This is a genomic window from Streptomyces sp. NPDC005574 (assembly GCF_040605435.1).
In the GTDB taxonomy this organism is placed as follows: Bacteria; Actinomycetota; Actinomycetes; order Streptomycetales; family Streptomycetaceae; genus Streptomyces.
Genome location: NZ_JBEXCW010000094.1, coordinates 1 through 13,595, shown reverse-complemented (window position 1 = coordinate 13,595; position 13,595 = coordinate 1). Strand labels below are relative to the sequence as shown.

General features: G+C 65.7%; 12 protein-coding genes and 4 pseudogenes. 7 read left to right on the top strand and 9 right to left on the bottom strand.

Annotated features, from left to right (window positions below; all coding sequences use genetic code 11):
- Positions 1 to 246 precede the first annotated feature (246 nt).
- Entirely contained in the window at positions 247 to 594 is a 348-nt protein-coding gene (locus ABZT03_RS35570; RefSeq protein ID WP_356047114.1) for a hypothetical protein, read from the top strand.
- Between the two features lie 346 nt (positions 595 to 940).
- Here ABZT03_RS35570 and ABZT03_RS35565 read toward each other — a convergent pair.
- The 4 genes and pseudogenes from ABZT03_RS35565 to ABZT03_RS35550 form a co-directional block, all read right to left on the bottom strand.
- Positions 941 to 1,090 (bottom strand): annotated as a pseudogene (locus ABZT03_RS35565) (IS3 family transposase); the annotation flags it as partial.
- A 579-nt stretch (positions 1,091 to 1,669) separates the two neighbouring features.
- Complete coding sequence (locus ABZT03_RS35560) at positions 1,670 to 1,960, bottom strand: hypothetical protein (RefSeq protein WP_356047112.1); 291 nt, start codon at positions 1,958 to 1,960, stop codon at positions 1,670 to 1,672.
- Between the two features lie 218 nt (positions 1,961 to 2,178).
- Positions 2,179 to 2,457, bottom strand: a complete 279-nt coding sequence (locus ABZT03_RS35555; protein ID WP_356047111.1) for a hypothetical protein — start codon at positions 2,455 to 2,457, stop codon at positions 2,179 to 2,181.
- Positions 2,458 to 2,652: 195 nt separating this feature from the next.
- Positions 2,653 to 3,126 (bottom strand): hypothetical protein, encoded by a 474-nt coding sequence (locus ABZT03_RS35550; RefSeq protein WP_356047109.1) that lies wholly within the window; start codon positions 3,124 to 3,126, stop codon positions 2,653 to 2,655.
- Positions 3,127 to 4,266: 1,140 nt separating this feature from the next.
- Here ABZT03_RS35550 and ABZT03_RS35545 point away from each other — a divergent pair.
- The gene (locus tag ABZT03_RS35545; protein ID WP_356047107.1) at positions 4,267 to 4,551 is read left to right on the top strand and encodes a hypothetical protein; all 285 of its coding nucleotides are present in this window, start codon (positions 4,267 to 4,269) and stop codon (positions 4,549 to 4,551) included.
- Between the two features lie 305 nt (positions 4,552 to 4,856).
- Positions 4,857 to 5,282, top strand: a pseudogene (locus ABZT03_RS35540) (IS701 family transposase); the annotation flags it as partial.
- A gap of 75 nt (positions 5,283 to 5,357) precedes the next feature.
- Here the strand turns inward: ABZT03_RS35540 and ABZT03_RS35535 are convergent.
- Entirely contained in the window at positions 5,358 to 5,765 is a 408-nt protein-coding gene (locus ABZT03_RS35535; RefSeq protein ID WP_356047105.1) for a RidA family protein, read from the bottom strand.
- Between the two features lie 139 nt (positions 5,766 to 5,904).
- Here ABZT03_RS35535 and ABZT03_RS35530 point away from each other — a divergent pair, with 139 nt between their 5' ends.
- Both ABZT03_RS35530 and ABZT03_RS35525 read left to right on the top strand, forming a co-directional pair.
- Positions 5,905 to 6,285 carry a helix-turn-helix domain-containing protein gene (locus ABZT03_RS35530; RefSeq protein ID WP_356047103.1) on the top strand — a complete coding sequence of 127 codons (381 nt, stop codon included), beginning with the start codon at positions 5,905 to 5,907 and terminating at the stop codon, positions 6,283 to 6,285.
- An 898-nt stretch (positions 6,286 to 7,183) separates the two neighbouring features.
- Positions 7,184 to 7,453 (top strand): annotated as a pseudogene (locus ABZT03_RS35525) (transposase family protein); the annotation flags it as partial.
- 17 nt (positions 7,454 to 7,470) lie between these two features.
- Here ABZT03_RS35525 and ABZT03_RS35520 read toward each other — a convergent pair.
- Positions 7,471 to 8,106, bottom strand: coding sequence for a chaplin (locus ABZT03_RS35520; RefSeq protein WP_356047101.1), 636 nt, complete (start codon positions 8,104 to 8,106; stop codon positions 7,471 to 7,473).
- 938 nt (positions 8,107 to 9,044) lie between these two features.
- On the opposite strand from ABZT03_RS35520, the pseudogene ABZT03_RS35515 reads away from it, so the two are divergent.
- Together ABZT03_RS35515 and ABZT03_RS35510 are read left to right on the top strand one after the other, a co-directional pair.
- A pseudogene (locus ABZT03_RS35515) lies at positions 9,045 to 9,250 on the top strand (transposase family protein); the annotation flags it as partial.
- A 379-nt stretch (positions 9,251 to 9,629) separates the two neighbouring features.
- The gene (locus tag ABZT03_RS35510; RefSeq protein WP_356047099.1) at positions 9,630 to 11,036 is read left to right on the top strand and encodes a condensation domain-containing protein; all 1,407 of its coding nucleotides are present in this window, start codon (positions 9,630 to 9,632) and stop codon (positions 11,034 to 11,036) included.
- 125 nt (positions 11,037 to 11,161) lie between these two features.
- Here ABZT03_RS35510 and ABZT03_RS35505 read toward each other — a convergent pair whose 3' ends face one another.
- The 3 genes from ABZT03_RS35505 to ABZT03_RS35495 form a co-directional block, all read right to left on the bottom strand.
- Positions 11,162 to 11,359 carry a hypothetical protein gene (locus ABZT03_RS35505; RefSeq protein ID WP_356047098.1) on the bottom strand — a complete coding sequence of 66 codons (198 nt, stop codon included), beginning with the start codon at positions 11,357 to 11,359 and terminating at the stop codon, positions 11,162 to 11,164.
- A gap of 251 nt (positions 11,360 to 11,610) precedes the next feature.
- Positions 11,611 to 12,393, bottom strand: a complete 783-nt coding sequence (locus tag ABZT03_RS35500; RefSeq protein ID WP_356047096.1) for a hypothetical protein — start codon at positions 12,391 to 12,393, stop codon at positions 11,611 to 11,613.
- 110 nt (positions 12,394 to 12,503) lie between these two features.
- On the bottom strand, positions 12,504 to 13,595 hold a 1,092-nt coding region (locus ABZT03_RS35495; protein ID WP_356047094.1), incomplete at its 5' end, for a transposase.

The window sequence follows — 13,595 nt, the reverse complement described above, 5'->3', positions numbered from 1 at the left end:
ACAGGGCGACAACGGCTAAGAGCCGCGTTCAGAGTCAAGGCCCGCCGCGGGTCTCACTCAGCGTTCGGGGATACGGACCGAGCGGTGCGCTGAGCGATACCCGTGGTGCAGGTAGCCCGGACGCTGGGTTCGCGTCCGGGCTACGACCATCCTGCCGGCGGGCAAAGATGAAATTGCTTGAATTTCTCGGCGCGGGCAACGCCGGTCAATAAAAGATTGTTCCGATTCTACAAAGGACTGCAACGCATGCTCTTTTCACAGAAGGCTGCGGTCTCCGCAGCATTCGTCGGAAGCCTCGCCGCCATCTGTCTCGGCGCTGGGCATGCACATGCCGCGGGAAACCAAGGTGACTGCCCCACCGCGAAGGAGGGTGTCACGTGCGTCCAGAAGAGTGAGACGTACGTCGACAAGGACGGCACGCACGTCATCAAGCAGGACCAGCAGTGCTCGACAGTAGACCGGCCGCACGTTGTTACGCAGCAGGACCAACTCCTGGGCAGCGAAAGCGAACCCACCAAAGTGGGGCCGGTTGTGGAGTGCTCCAACACGGCCAAGCTGCCTGAGGGGTTCAAGAAACCGCACTTCGGCATCTGAGCACTCACGGAAAATGCTGGTCCAGGGAAGGGTTCCCGGACCAGCATTTTGTTTTCAAAGAGGCAGGGTGTACCCGAAGAAGAGCGGAGTCCCCCGTCCTCGGTTGGCCCTACTGTGCCGTTGCCGCTGTAGAGCCGAGCGGGACGTCTGGACGGCCGTGGTGAACGTTCTCCGGATGCAGCGCGATGCCGTCATCGCCGGCCAGGGCCCCAGAGTGGTTCCCGCAGTGACACGGACCAGCCAAGGCGACAATCGCTTCGGCGTGTGCGCCGTGAGGTCGCGTTGCTCCAGGTCAGGAGAGAGCTCGGCGTCAGGTCCCGGCGGGCGAAGCCTTTGTTCCTGCTGGGCTGATCCCCGTCAGTCCGGCCTGACGGATGAGCCGCTCGACCCGCCTGCGGCCGACGTGAACTCCCTCGCGTTTCAGGACGGCATGGATCCTGGGCGATCCGTAGATGCCGCCGGAGTCTTGGTGGATCTGCCGGATCCGCCCGGTCAGCTCGGTGTCCTAACGGATCCGTTCTCAGGGCTCCTTCTCGGCCTGGCGCCGGCGGTAACAGGTGGAGGAGGGGGATGTGCGGTTCCCGCAGGACAGACTCGACCCCAAGGTGTGGATGCCTATCGAGGAGTGCGGTCACCTGGGCCTGGTCGGGTCGAGCTGTGCGGCGAAAAAAGCCGAGGCCATCCGCAGAACTCGTTCGCCCGGACGCAGATCGCGCAACTCACGACGCAGTGGGGCGAGCTCTTCCTTCTCCCTGGTGGTGAGCAGGTCATCACGCTCGCCGGCGTCGGCCTGCCGGATTCAGTTGCGCAGGGCTTCGTGATGGACGCCGAGATCCCCGGCCATGCGGCGGATCACGGGATTCGGCTCGGCAGTCCGGTACATGAGACCCATCTGACCTTCAGTCACCCTTCCCCGCATCTGAGGGGAACCTCGAAACGTGACGGTTCGGCAATCACATCCTGCGGGACCCCGTGGTGCGACAGCTCACAGTTACGGCCTTCGCGTTGACCCCATGTTGCCGTGACGGAGCACAGGATCAGGCGAAGGCCGCTCTAACATTCGTTCTGTGAGCTCCTAGCCACCAAACTTGTTGCTGCAGCCCATGGTGGAGCCCAGCGACGTCTTCTGGCCGCCCGGGTTGCCCTCGCCGTTCAGCAGGTTGCCGCCCAGCCCGTTGCCGATGCCGACCTGACCGAGGATATCGAGGTTGATGTCGTGCGACTGACAGGTGCTGCTCTGCCTGACGTTGAGGCCGCCGCCGTCGCCCCCGCCCCAGCCCTGATCTGCGTGGGCGACGCTGGCACCCAGAAGTCCGACGTTTCCGAGGACGGCCAACAGGACGGCGGCCGTGCGGAACTTGCGCATGTCATCTCCAGAAGATGTGAAGTGAATGCGATCTACGAGGGATCGCCTCTATGTGACGAGGAGGGTCCGACGGCGTCAGAGCGGATTGCCCAAAACTGTCCAGCGCTGCGCTGTGCCGCCTCGGAAGTGGTTTGGCGCATGTGAATGGTCCCGGCACTTTGCCTGAGGCCCGGTGCCGGGACCATTCATGATTCGGCGTCTTTACGCCTGAGGGGACTTCAGAAGGCGCTGTTGTTGCAGCCCATGGTGGAGCCGAGCGAGGTGGACTGGGCGCCCGGGTTGCCTTCGCCGTTGAGGGCGTTACCCAGCAGGCCGTTCAGCACGCCGACCTGGCCGAGGACGTCGAGGTTCAGGTCGTGGGACTTGCAGTTCGAGCTCTGCGTGACGCTGAACTGGTCGCCACCCTCGCCGTGACCGCCGGCGTGGGCCGTACCGCCCACGAGTCCGATGCTGCCGATGGCAGCGACCAGAACGGCAACGTTGCGAAGCTTGCGCATTTTATCTCCGGGTGAAGGTGAGTTCTTGCGATCTGTAGATCGCGTTTACAATGCAGAAGAATAGCGACATATGCCTCGAATTGGACGACGACACGCCAGCCTCATGTCGCCAAGGCAATACCGAAGCCGTGTCGCAGGACGAACCGAGCCGATTCGGCCCAGCCCGCGCCCGGCGTCGACCGACGTGGCCGTCTGTCAGTGCTGCTGCACGCTGGCGAAAGAGTTCGTCTGACTGTTGGCCTGGGTGCACTCGACGCCCCGGGTCTGGGCGGCGGCCAGCAGGGCAACCGGGACGTTCGCATCGAGCAGGGTCTGCGGGCTGCACTCCTGGTACGGACGGAACAGGTTGGCCTGCCCCGCGGAAGCACCCTGTTGCTTCTGCGGCGCTTCAGGAGAGATGTGCGGGCTGACCTGAGGACTCAGCTGCGGATTGACCTGCGGGGAGACCTGAGTACCACGCGAAGGCGCCGCCTGTTGCGGAGCCGGCGAGCCATAGGTCTGCGCGGTCGCCTGAGCGGAAGACGCCGAGGCGGCCTGGGCGTCGGGCTGCGAAACCGGTGACGGTGCAACGCCGTTGTGGGCGGACGGGGTGACGGCCGAACTCGGGCCGACACCGACGCCGGACAGGCCGCCGGCTGCTGCGGCGACGAGCGCGACCTTGTGGAGCATACGCATGAGTTCCTCGGCTCTTCAATTGACCTGTACACGGAAGCTGATCTGCCGATGGGCAGCACAGCCTTCGCTGTCCTTGCTGCCCTATCCGGCTGCGATGGGCCATCCCTATCGCCCCGTGGGGAACGAAATGAACACCGCCTCGAAACGGGCGCCAGCGTCCGGTCACCCATTTGATGCACGGCACGCAAGCCGACGCCCAGGCCGGCAGACGGCAAATGGGTGACGACTCATCGAGCGCCGTGACCGCGGCGCCACAACCTCGTTCCTCGGAGGAGAGGGCAGCGACCGTAACCCAAGAAGAGGTGCAGGATCCGCTGCCAGCTCCGATACGAAGTCCGCGTGCTCCTCGAGATAACCGTAGCCTCCGGCGCGACGCGAGTGACACACCAACTGCACGCGTGACCGCATTGAATGCAATGGACTCACAATTCAGGTAACGAAGGACCGAGGGTTTCATGCGGAAGCTTCACAAGGCCGCGCTCGTCGTCGCAGCGGCCAGCGGTTTGGCCGGCATCGGCGCAGGCGGCAGCTATGCCAACTCACCGGAGAGGCACCTCAGTACCACCCCAGCATCGGTTCCGGATCAGCCGACTGCTCCGGCCGCAGCTCCCCAACCAGCCCCACAGGGCGCCCCGTCAGGACCACAGCAGACCGGATACGCCTCAGCCTCGGCCTCATCACAGGGAACAGCGCAAGCCTCCAGCTCGCAGAACCCGCAACAGGCCGCACCCACACAGGCCGCACCCACACAGTTCACACAGGCCGCACCCGCGCAACCGGCGCAGGCCGCCCCGGCGCAGGCCGCCCCGGCGCAGGTCGTGCCGCAGGTCATGCCGCAGGTCATGCCGCAGGTGGCCCCGCAGGTAGCAGTACCCCAGACCTTCGGCTCAGAGGGCCCGATGCTTGTCGCCCCGCAAGTGAACCCGCAGCTCAACCCTCAGGTAAACCCGCTCGTCAACCCGACGATCACGCCCACGAGCGCACCAGAACTGGCTCCGGTCGCCCTCGGACAGATCGCAGCGCCTCCCGTGGGACAACTGGGACTTCCCCGACTCGGCTGACAGCTCGCCCCCTGCACATCCGCAGTCCTGACTCGACAGGTCAGATCCGCATACTTCCTCCAAGGAGCTTCCAATGCGCAAGTTGCACAAAGTAGTTGTTCTGGGCGCCCTCCTCGGCAGTGTCGGCTCTTTGGGTGCCAACACCGCTTCCGCACACGGCGAACCGGGCCACGACACCGACAGCATCGACATCACGCAGGGCGTCGAATGCCGCTCGCACGACATGAACATCGAAGTGCTCGGCAGCATCGGCGCCCTCACCGGCCTGGCCGGCAACTTGTTGAACGGAGAGGGGGCCGCGGGTGCACAGCAGAGCCACCTCGGTTCCGACATGGGCTGCAACAGCCGGGCGCTCTGACCGACCTCGAACTCGCGCCCTCCACTCCGTCGGCGCAATGCCATTGCTTTACGCGTGGCGCAAGTATTGCCTGCATACCTTTTCGATTAGCCGACACCATCTCTGCATCGGGCGCGCGGAGGCGGCGTGGACGCGTGAAGCGTTCGCGCCGCCTCCGTTTTCCATGGGCCCGTCACCGACCTGCCGTCCGTCGCAGCCCGTCCTTCATGCCTCCGGGTCGGAAGCGACCTCAGCGGACGTGTACGAGGGGATGTCAAAGCGGCGCTCCTGTCCCATACCCCGGAGCTCGGTAGTCCGCCCAGACGTTGCTCGTCCGCCGCAACCGACGCACCGGCGAACTCGCCTTCTACCGCTGCTACTCAGCCACCCGGGTTCCGCTGTCCACCCTGGTACGGGTCGCCGGGCGCAGATGGACGGTCGAAGAGACCGTCCAGTCCGGCAAGGGCCTGGCCGGACTGGACGAACACCAGGTCAGACGCTGGACGCCCTGGCACCGCTGGGTCACCCTCGCCTTCCTCGCTGCGGTCCGCGCCGACGAACACGCCCGGCACCCCGCCCCGGAGGAGCTGATCCCGCTCACCTGCAACGAGATCCAGCGCCTGTTCGTCGCCCTCGTCGTCCGACCCGTGCACGACGCCGCCCACCGGCTCGGCTGGTCCGACTGGCGGCGACGCCATCAGGCCCGGTCCCGCGCCGGCCACTACCACCGGCAAGCCGCGAACCAGACATGATGTGCCGAGCACACTGGTTGGCAACTGCGCACCGCAGTTGGCTACTTCGGTGTTCCGCGGGCGAAGGGCATCTGTTCAGCCGAGGACCGCGGTGGCTTCGATCTCGACCAGATGGTCGGGAACGTCCAGTGCCGCAACGCCCAGCAGCGTGGCCGGCGGGACCGGGGTGATTCCCAGCTTTGCGGCCGCCCGGAAGATCCCCTCCAGGAGCGGGGGCATCTTGTCGGGGGTCCAGTCGACAACGTAGAAGGTCAGTTTCGCCACGTCGTCGAAGGAGCCGCCGGCCGCGGCCAGGGCGGTGCCGATGTTGAGGTAGCACTGCTCGACCTGCGCGGCGAGGTCGCCTTCGCCGACCGTGATCCCCTCGGCGTCCCAGGCGACCTGACCGGCGATGAAGACCAGCTTCGCCCCAGTTGCGATCGATACCTGCCGGTAGACATCGATCTCAGGCAATCCGCTGGGGTTCACCAGGGTGATGGCCATGCCGTCCGCCTCCTTGTCCGGGCATCGCGGGCCCGTGCTCGTCACTCCAGACCCTCGTGGTCTCTTGTGGTTACTCAGGAACCGTAAGAGAGTGGCTGCTGACATGGAAGAACGCACTTTTCAGTGACTGGGGAACCTGATGGTGACCAAACAGGTCAAGGGCCCGTCCGAGGAAGCAGACCTCAGGCGCGCGGACTCATTGGCGCGAGAGATCTTCTCCGACGTCGCCAACAAGTGGGCGTTCCTGATCATCGAGACTCTCGGTGAACGCACCCTGCGATTCAGCGAACTGCGGAACGAGATCGAGGGCATCAGCCACAAGATGCTTACCCAGAACCTGCGCATGCTGGAGCGCAACGGCCTGGTCGAGCGATGCGTGCACCCCACCGTCCCGCCGCGTGTCGAATACACCCTCACCGAGCCGGGCCAGGGCCTACGCGCAACCGTCGACGGAATGTGCAACTGGACCCACCAGTACTTCGGTCACATTGAGGCCGCCCGCCACCGCTTCGACGCCTGACTGCTGATCACGATATACAGCTGGAGTATGAGGTGTCGTGGCGTGCAGGATCGTCAGGAACACCCCCAACGGGCATCAGCGACGAACGGTCCAGTCCGGCTTTCGCCGCGGCCCCGCTGGGCAGGAACACGCCTGCCTGGTCTGGGTCGTGCTTCGACGCGGGGGGACCTGCTCATGTTGCGTCATCTTGAAATCTTCGTGCGCGATGAAGCCATGCTCACAGACCAGCCGAGGGCAGTCCTGTGCGCGTGTGGTCGAGGCGCCGGCGCCGTACCCTGCCGTGCAGCTGGGCGACTCTCTCCACAGCGCGCCGGTGGTTGGCGGGAACCGGGACAGGGCACCCTGACCGTCACCCCACAGACGCAGAGAACTCCGGCGCTTCGCGCCGCCGGGCTGTTCTTCGCAGGGAATCCCAGCCTTCAGGCCGGCCGCGAGTGCGATGCTCGGGAGCATATGATTTTCGGCCATGCTGCGCACGGTCACGTCCTCGATCACGAGCGTTTGATTTTCGCGCACGAGCCGAGTGGTCAGCCGGTGGAACGTGCACGTCAGTCCGACTGCGCGCATCGCTCGCATGGAAGCGGTACGCAAAAAGGCCCGCCTCACACAGTTCGCGGTCGCACCCACAAACTGGCTCGACCGCAAGGTAGAGACCAAACCGTGGCCGGCACCCCGACGAACACGTCAAGGGCCCCAGGAGGAAGAGCAGTGATCTCCTGGGGCCCAGAGAAGGGAATGCATGTACTCCAACGACGCTGCGCCCTGAAAGTAACGCGCCAGCCGGTTGGTTCTGCAGTGGCCACCGGTGCAACGACGGAGTCGGTGTGCGCAACGCACGAGGCACCCGTGCCGTGGAGGGAGGTGTTCGACGTCCGAACTCATGGGCACAGGTGCCTCGTTGATTCCTCATCCTGCAGCACTCGACCTGCCTCATGCGCTGGTCGAGTGGGTCACCATGCTCATCGTCACCCGTGAGGGTGACCAGCGTTGCAAGCTCCCGCCGCCTCAACGCGCGCTCGTCGTTCTGGTGTATCTGCGCAAGCACGACACCCCGGTCCAGCTCGCCGCCGACTTCGACATGTCGGTCGGCACGGCTCACGCCTACACCACGGCGGTGATCGACCTCTTGGCTGCCCGGGCGCCCGGCCTGCTCAGGGTCCTGCGCGAGTAGTGCCGGCAGCCGGGTCAGCGGCCTGGGCGAAAGCGGCGGTACAAGACCGCACCCGCAAAGAGGGACACGACGCCGCCGGCGAGGGCAGGGACAGTCAGATCCGCTCCTGTATGGGCCAGCGTCGACGCCGCCGTGTCCGGGGTCTCCACAACGGCCTGATGCTGGGGGGCCTGGGGGGCCTGGGGGGCCTGGGGGCGCGACGGGGCCGAGGGCTTGTGAACCGAAGTTGTGCGGGGGACGTGAGGGTGAGAGTGGTCACCGGCGTTGACCGACTGGTTGCCGAACGCTGGGTTACCCACGCCGACCGCGTTGACGCTGTTCCCAGAAACATTCACCGGCAGATCGATCGGGAGCTGCAGACCATTGCCTGAGATCAGCCCGGGCGAGTCCGTGACGCGGCCATCGGCCGATGCTCCGCCTGACGCGTCCGACCTCCCGTCGGTTTCCGCACCGTCGGCCTTGACCGTGTCCTTGTTTTGGCACACGTTTCCCATGGCCGGGTTGAGCAACCCCAGAACATCCACCGTGTTGCCGCACAGGTTCACCGCCCCGGACAAGGGAACCTGGATGTTGTTCCCGGAGAGCACCCCGGGCGAACCGGCCGCCGTAGCACCGACGTCAGCACCGTCGACTGCGAAGGCAGCGGACACGGGAAGCGCCACAGCCATCGCGCCGGATGCGGCGGCAACGGCGAGGACACGGTTTCGAGTAGCCCGTCTCATAGTTTGCACCTTCCTAGCATCACCGCGGGTACTTACCCGCACATCTGCAAACGCTGGAAAAGCAACAGGGTTATGGCATGCCACCTTCCAAGTCGCTGTGCTGGGCTAAGAAGCCCCGACAGATGCCGTCGATCATGTGACTGTCGGCGTGATGTGACTGTCGGCGTGGTTGCTCATTGCTCTTGTCGTTACGCCTCCCCGCTTTGAAGAACGGGGCTTCTGGCCATGTCGGGCTGGCGTCGCGCGGATCAGCCCGGCCCGCAATACGTTGATGGCTCCCACCATGTCGGCGTGGGCGGTGTGGCCGCAGGCGACGCAGTGATCTTCCGGCCGTCCAGTGGTTGAAGGTCCCCGTCACGGGGCTCCGAGCATCGCTTCGCGGGCTGGACTCGGCTCGGCCTGACGGCCGATGACGTGGTGCGACTGCCGGATTACTGCGCTACCTCACGCTGCGCTCCACGCCCGGATCAGCTTCTGATCCCAGCAACACCCGGGGCTTGTTTCCCACCAGTGGGCGACAAGCCCCGGGTTGGCCGGCTTGAAGGGTGGCCAGCCCCGGGCCGATCGGCCCGTCCCCTGTCACGGCAGGAACGGTCGATGTCCGACAACTGCCGACCACCGAAGGAAGGAATGATCAGAAGCCGTCTGAGCGCTGACGCGCCGTGCCGTGCTGCCAGTCCAACGACCCGGCCCAACTTTCGTCACGCCCGTTCGCGAAGAGCGCTTGGGGCACCGCTCATGCACGTCATCCGAGCGCTTTCACAGTGGCCAGCGATGGGGTGACGACGGGGTGTGCGCAACGCATGAAGTACCCGTGCCGTTGAGGGAGGTGTTCGACGTCTCAACTCATGAACGCAGGAGCCTCGTTGGTCTCCTATCCTGCCGCACTCGACCTGCCCCAACGCTGGTCGAGTGGCTCACCATGCTCATCGTCACCCGCGAGGGTGGCCACCGCTGCAAGCTCCCGCCGCACCAGCGGGCGTTGATCGGTCTGGTCCACCTGCGCAAGCACGACACCCTGGCACAGATCGCCGCCGCCTTCGGCATCGCGGTCGGCACCGCCCACGCCTACACCGCCGCGGTGATCGTGGAGCCGGTGTAAGCCCCAACGAGACACTCCGGGCGGGCAGTTGGCGGCCAAGCAGAAACCCTCACGGCGCCAGCCGTTAAGAATTCCCTTGTTCACGAGGGGTAGGAACCCAATGTGCGCCACCCATACAGCGGTTCGGGGCATTCAAGCGCACCGCCGGACAGCGACATCTTGTTCCCAGGCATCGCGACCACCCCTGCAGACAGGGCATGAACAGCCGTTCAATTACGGGGCGATGAGTGGGCCGCTTCACTGTTCGACGTGCCACACGTTCTGCTGATTTGCAGGCGACACGACAGACGGCGCTCGCACACGACTCCACCTTGATCAAGCCTGTGTTTTCCGAGAAGGAGACGCCACTGTGCGAATTTCTGATATTCAGCGCTGCGAGGTCCGGCCTGGACGGCTTGTGGAGTGGAGGTTCAGCGCTGCGACCGTCGCGGCCGCGACGGCGCTGCCGACGGACCCACGGCCTCCGGCGTACATCCAGGAGTCACACATCAGAACAGCGCGGTCGGTGCGCGAGGGGGGCTTGTTCGTGCCAACCTGGCTCGGTACGGCTTTCGACCTGCCCGGCCAAGTTGACCTCGACGCGCTGGAACAGGCCCTGCGCGGCTGGACACTGCGCCACGAGACGCTGCGCAGTGGGTTCAGATGGGTCGGCGACGAGATGCACCGGTTCACTCTCGACCGGGACGATGTCATGCTCTACCGCGAAGTGGTGGGCGACTTCGCCGATGCGGACCTGCTGGCCGGACATTTGCAGGACCGTTTCGACAAGGCGGCAGATGCTCTCGGCTGGCCCAATCTCATCTACGCGGCGGTCGTCCGCGAGGATTCCACCAGCGTGTATCTGGCATTTGACCACACCAACGTCGACGCATATTCGCTGCAGCGCATCCCGTACGAGGTGCAGGAGCTGTACACGGCACATGTCGCAGGGCAGCCTTCCACCACTCCACCGGTCGCAAGCTACGTGGACTTCTGCGAGCAGGAACGGGCCAACGCGAACGCCATCGACGACACACACGCAATCGTCGCGCGCTGGAGGGAGTTCATCAGCCGGTGCGACGGAAGGCTTCCGGAGTTCGCTGTCGATCTGGGCCTGCAGCCCGGCGGCATTCTGCCCGCCCAAAAGCTGATGCGCGAGCCGCTCGCCGATGCCGACGCGGCCGCGGCGTTCGAAACGTATTGCCGGCCCTACGGCGGTAGCCTGGTGGGCGTTTTGGCCGCGACCAGTCTGATCGTCCACGAACTCGGTGGGCAACCCGTCTACCGCACGGTCGTGCCGTTCCACACCCGACTGAAGTCCGCGTGGTCAGACTCCGTGGGCTGGTATGTCGGCGGCGCGCCGATCGAAGTACCTGCGGCACGAGACTTCGACGCCGCGCTCGCCTCTGTGCGGGCCCAGCTGCACGCCAATCGGTCACTGGCGCGCATTCCTCTGGCCCGAGTGCTGCGCCTCCTGGGCGAGGACTTCCGCCCCACATCGCCGGACTTGTATTCGATCATCTCGTATGTCGATGCCCGCCTCATTCCTGGTTCGGCCTGCTGGAGCGAACAAAAGGCATACGGGCTGCTCCGTGTGTCGTACGGCGATCAGGTGTGCGCCTGGGTCAACCGACTACACGAGGGGCTGTGGATCGCGTGCCGCCACCCGGACACGGACATCGCCTCCAAGAACGTACGCCTGTATATCGAGAAACTTCGAGAGCTGATCATCTCAGTTTGTCCTGCTACCTTTCACCAGCCGCAGGGCGAGCGTTGAGCGGCTTCTCACGGCCTCAAGCACGCCTGGGGCGCCGCACTGCCCGATGACCTCCTCACAGAGCTGCGCGCAACCCGACGAGGAGTCCGCGTCGAAGGGTGTCTACATGGCGATCAGCTGTTTGCTCACTCCGGCAGCTGGCGCATCTCCAGGACCCGCAGCCCGAACGAGCGGCAGCGGGCCAGCAGCCCGTAGAGCCGCGCCTCGTCCACGACGGGTCCGAACAGGACGGTCTGCCCGGACATCCGTACGTGCTCCAGCTCCGGGAAGGCGCTGGTCAACATCTGCGACATGTCCCCGACGACGCGAATTTCGTAGCGCATGAGTACTCTCCCTCCGGACCTGGGGAACAGGCGACAACACCCCGTTGCCAGCCATCGTCCGTCCGGGCGTGCCCCGCATCCTCAGCCTGCAGAGGTGATACGCCAGAGCTTCGCCGATGACCAGCCGCCGCATCCCCGACGCCCTCAGCAGCCTCACCGCCGTAACCCTGACCGCGATCAGCGGGGCAGGGTGGCCGGGGGTGTGGGGCGGAGCCCTGCGTCTTCCCTGAGCTGGCCTGTTCCCCTCCCGGCTACTTCAGGTTGAGTACGTCTCCGGCCGACACCTTCCGTGAGGTGCTCGTGGTGCCGGCAAAGTACCAGCGCCAACTGCCCCCCGAGGTGGCGGTCACCTTGGTGCTCAGCTTTCCGGCGTCGCCCGTCGTCACGGTCTTGACCGTGCTGTAGTGGGCGGCGCCCTTCTTCCTGAACTGGAGTTTGACCTGCTGCCCGGTGAACCCGTGGTACTTCAGGTCCTCCCAGTTGGCCCGTGACAGCTTGCCGGTGACACTCACCTTGGCGCCCTTGGCGACCTCCTCGGGTGCGATCACCGTGGTGAGCTGGGCGGCGCGCTTGACCTTGTACAGGGCGATGCGGTCGGAGATCCAGTAGTCGCCGTCGTTCGCCTTGACGGTGGCGTCGACCTGCCAGACTCCCGCGGTCTTGTTGCTGTCGCTGTCGCTGTAGTTGGCAATCCAGGCCGGCGTGACGGTCATCGTGGCCCTGCACACCGACGTCGTCGCCGATTTCTTGGTGCAGGAGGTGCTGGTCCAGTCCACGAAGCCGCCGCCGGTGGCGCTGGAGGTGTTGTACGTGCTGACGTGCGTCAGCCCTTTCACACCCGAGTTGTCCTTGATGGTGAAGTCGATCGGGTACCGGATCGTCTTCGACGTTCCCACGATGACGTTGCCCCTGTCGTTGACGACGGTCTTCACCACCCGGATGTCGCCTCGCCCCTCGGCGCGCGCTCCGGTCGCCGTCGTCAGCACCAGGGCCGCTGCCCCGCCGGCCGCGGCCCAGGCCATTCTGCCTCGCATGATCCTCCCATTGTCGTGTTCGTGCCAGAGGAGGCTATGTGATCCAGGGACCTGCCGTGACGGTCGGTATACCCGTGACTCCTCCCCGTCCTGAAGGACGGGGCTTCTCGCTATGCCGGGTTGGCGTGGCGACGGACCAGCCCGGCCCGTAGAACGTTGGTGGCTGCGACTGTGTCGGCGTGGGCGGTGTGGCCGCAGGCGACGCAGTGGAACTTTTCCTGTCTGGGCCGGTTGTCCTTGGCGGTGTGCCCGCATTTGGGGCAGGTGCGGGAGGTGTTGCGGGGGTCCACGGCGATCACTTCCCGTCCGGCGCTTTCAGCCTTGGCGTGCAGGATCGTCAGGAACACCCCCCAACCGGCATCGTTGATCGAACGGTTCAGTCCGGCCTTCGCGGTAGCCCCGTTGGGCAGGAAGGTGCCCGGCCGGTCAGGGTCGGGTTTCGGTGCGGGGGCCTTGCTCATGTTGCGGATCTTGAGGTCCTCGTGCGCGATGAAGTCGTGCGCGCGCACCAGGCCGAGAGCAGTCTTGTGCGCGTGGTCGAGGCGCTGACGCCGTACCTTGCCGTGCAACTCGGCAACCTTGTCCACCGCGCGCTGGTGGTTGGCGGTGCGGTCCTTGGCCTTGCGGCGCGGGAAGCGGGACAGGGCCTGCTGCGCGGCTTCGAGTTTGGCGGCGGCCTTGCGGCCGTGGCGCGGGCTGGGCACGAAATCACCGCCCGAGTCGGCGAGGAAGTTCGCGATGCCCAGGTCGATGCCGACCACGCTGCCGGTCGCGGGCAGCGGCTGTGGCTGGTCCTGCTCGGCGGCCAGCACGACGAACCAGCGACGGCCCTCCCGCTTGACCGACACGGTCTTGACGTGACCGGCCACCGGCCGGTGCTGGTTGACCTTCACATGCCCGACGCCCTGGAAGCGGACGCGGGTGGCGGGGTTGTGCGGGGTGGAGTCCCACCGGCAGCCGTCCCCGTCCTTGGGAAAGTCCACCGTGTCGAACCAGTTCACCCCACGAAAACGCGGATAACCGGGCGTCTCACCGGACTTGACCCGACGGAAGAACGCGGCGAACGCCTTGTCCAGTCGGCGCAACGTGGCCTGCTGCGAGGAGAAGGACCAGCGGCCCTGCCGCTCCGGGTCGAACGCCCGGATCTCCTTGAGCTGCGCCGACTGGCCGCCGTACTTGACGCTGGTCTTCGAGACGTGCCG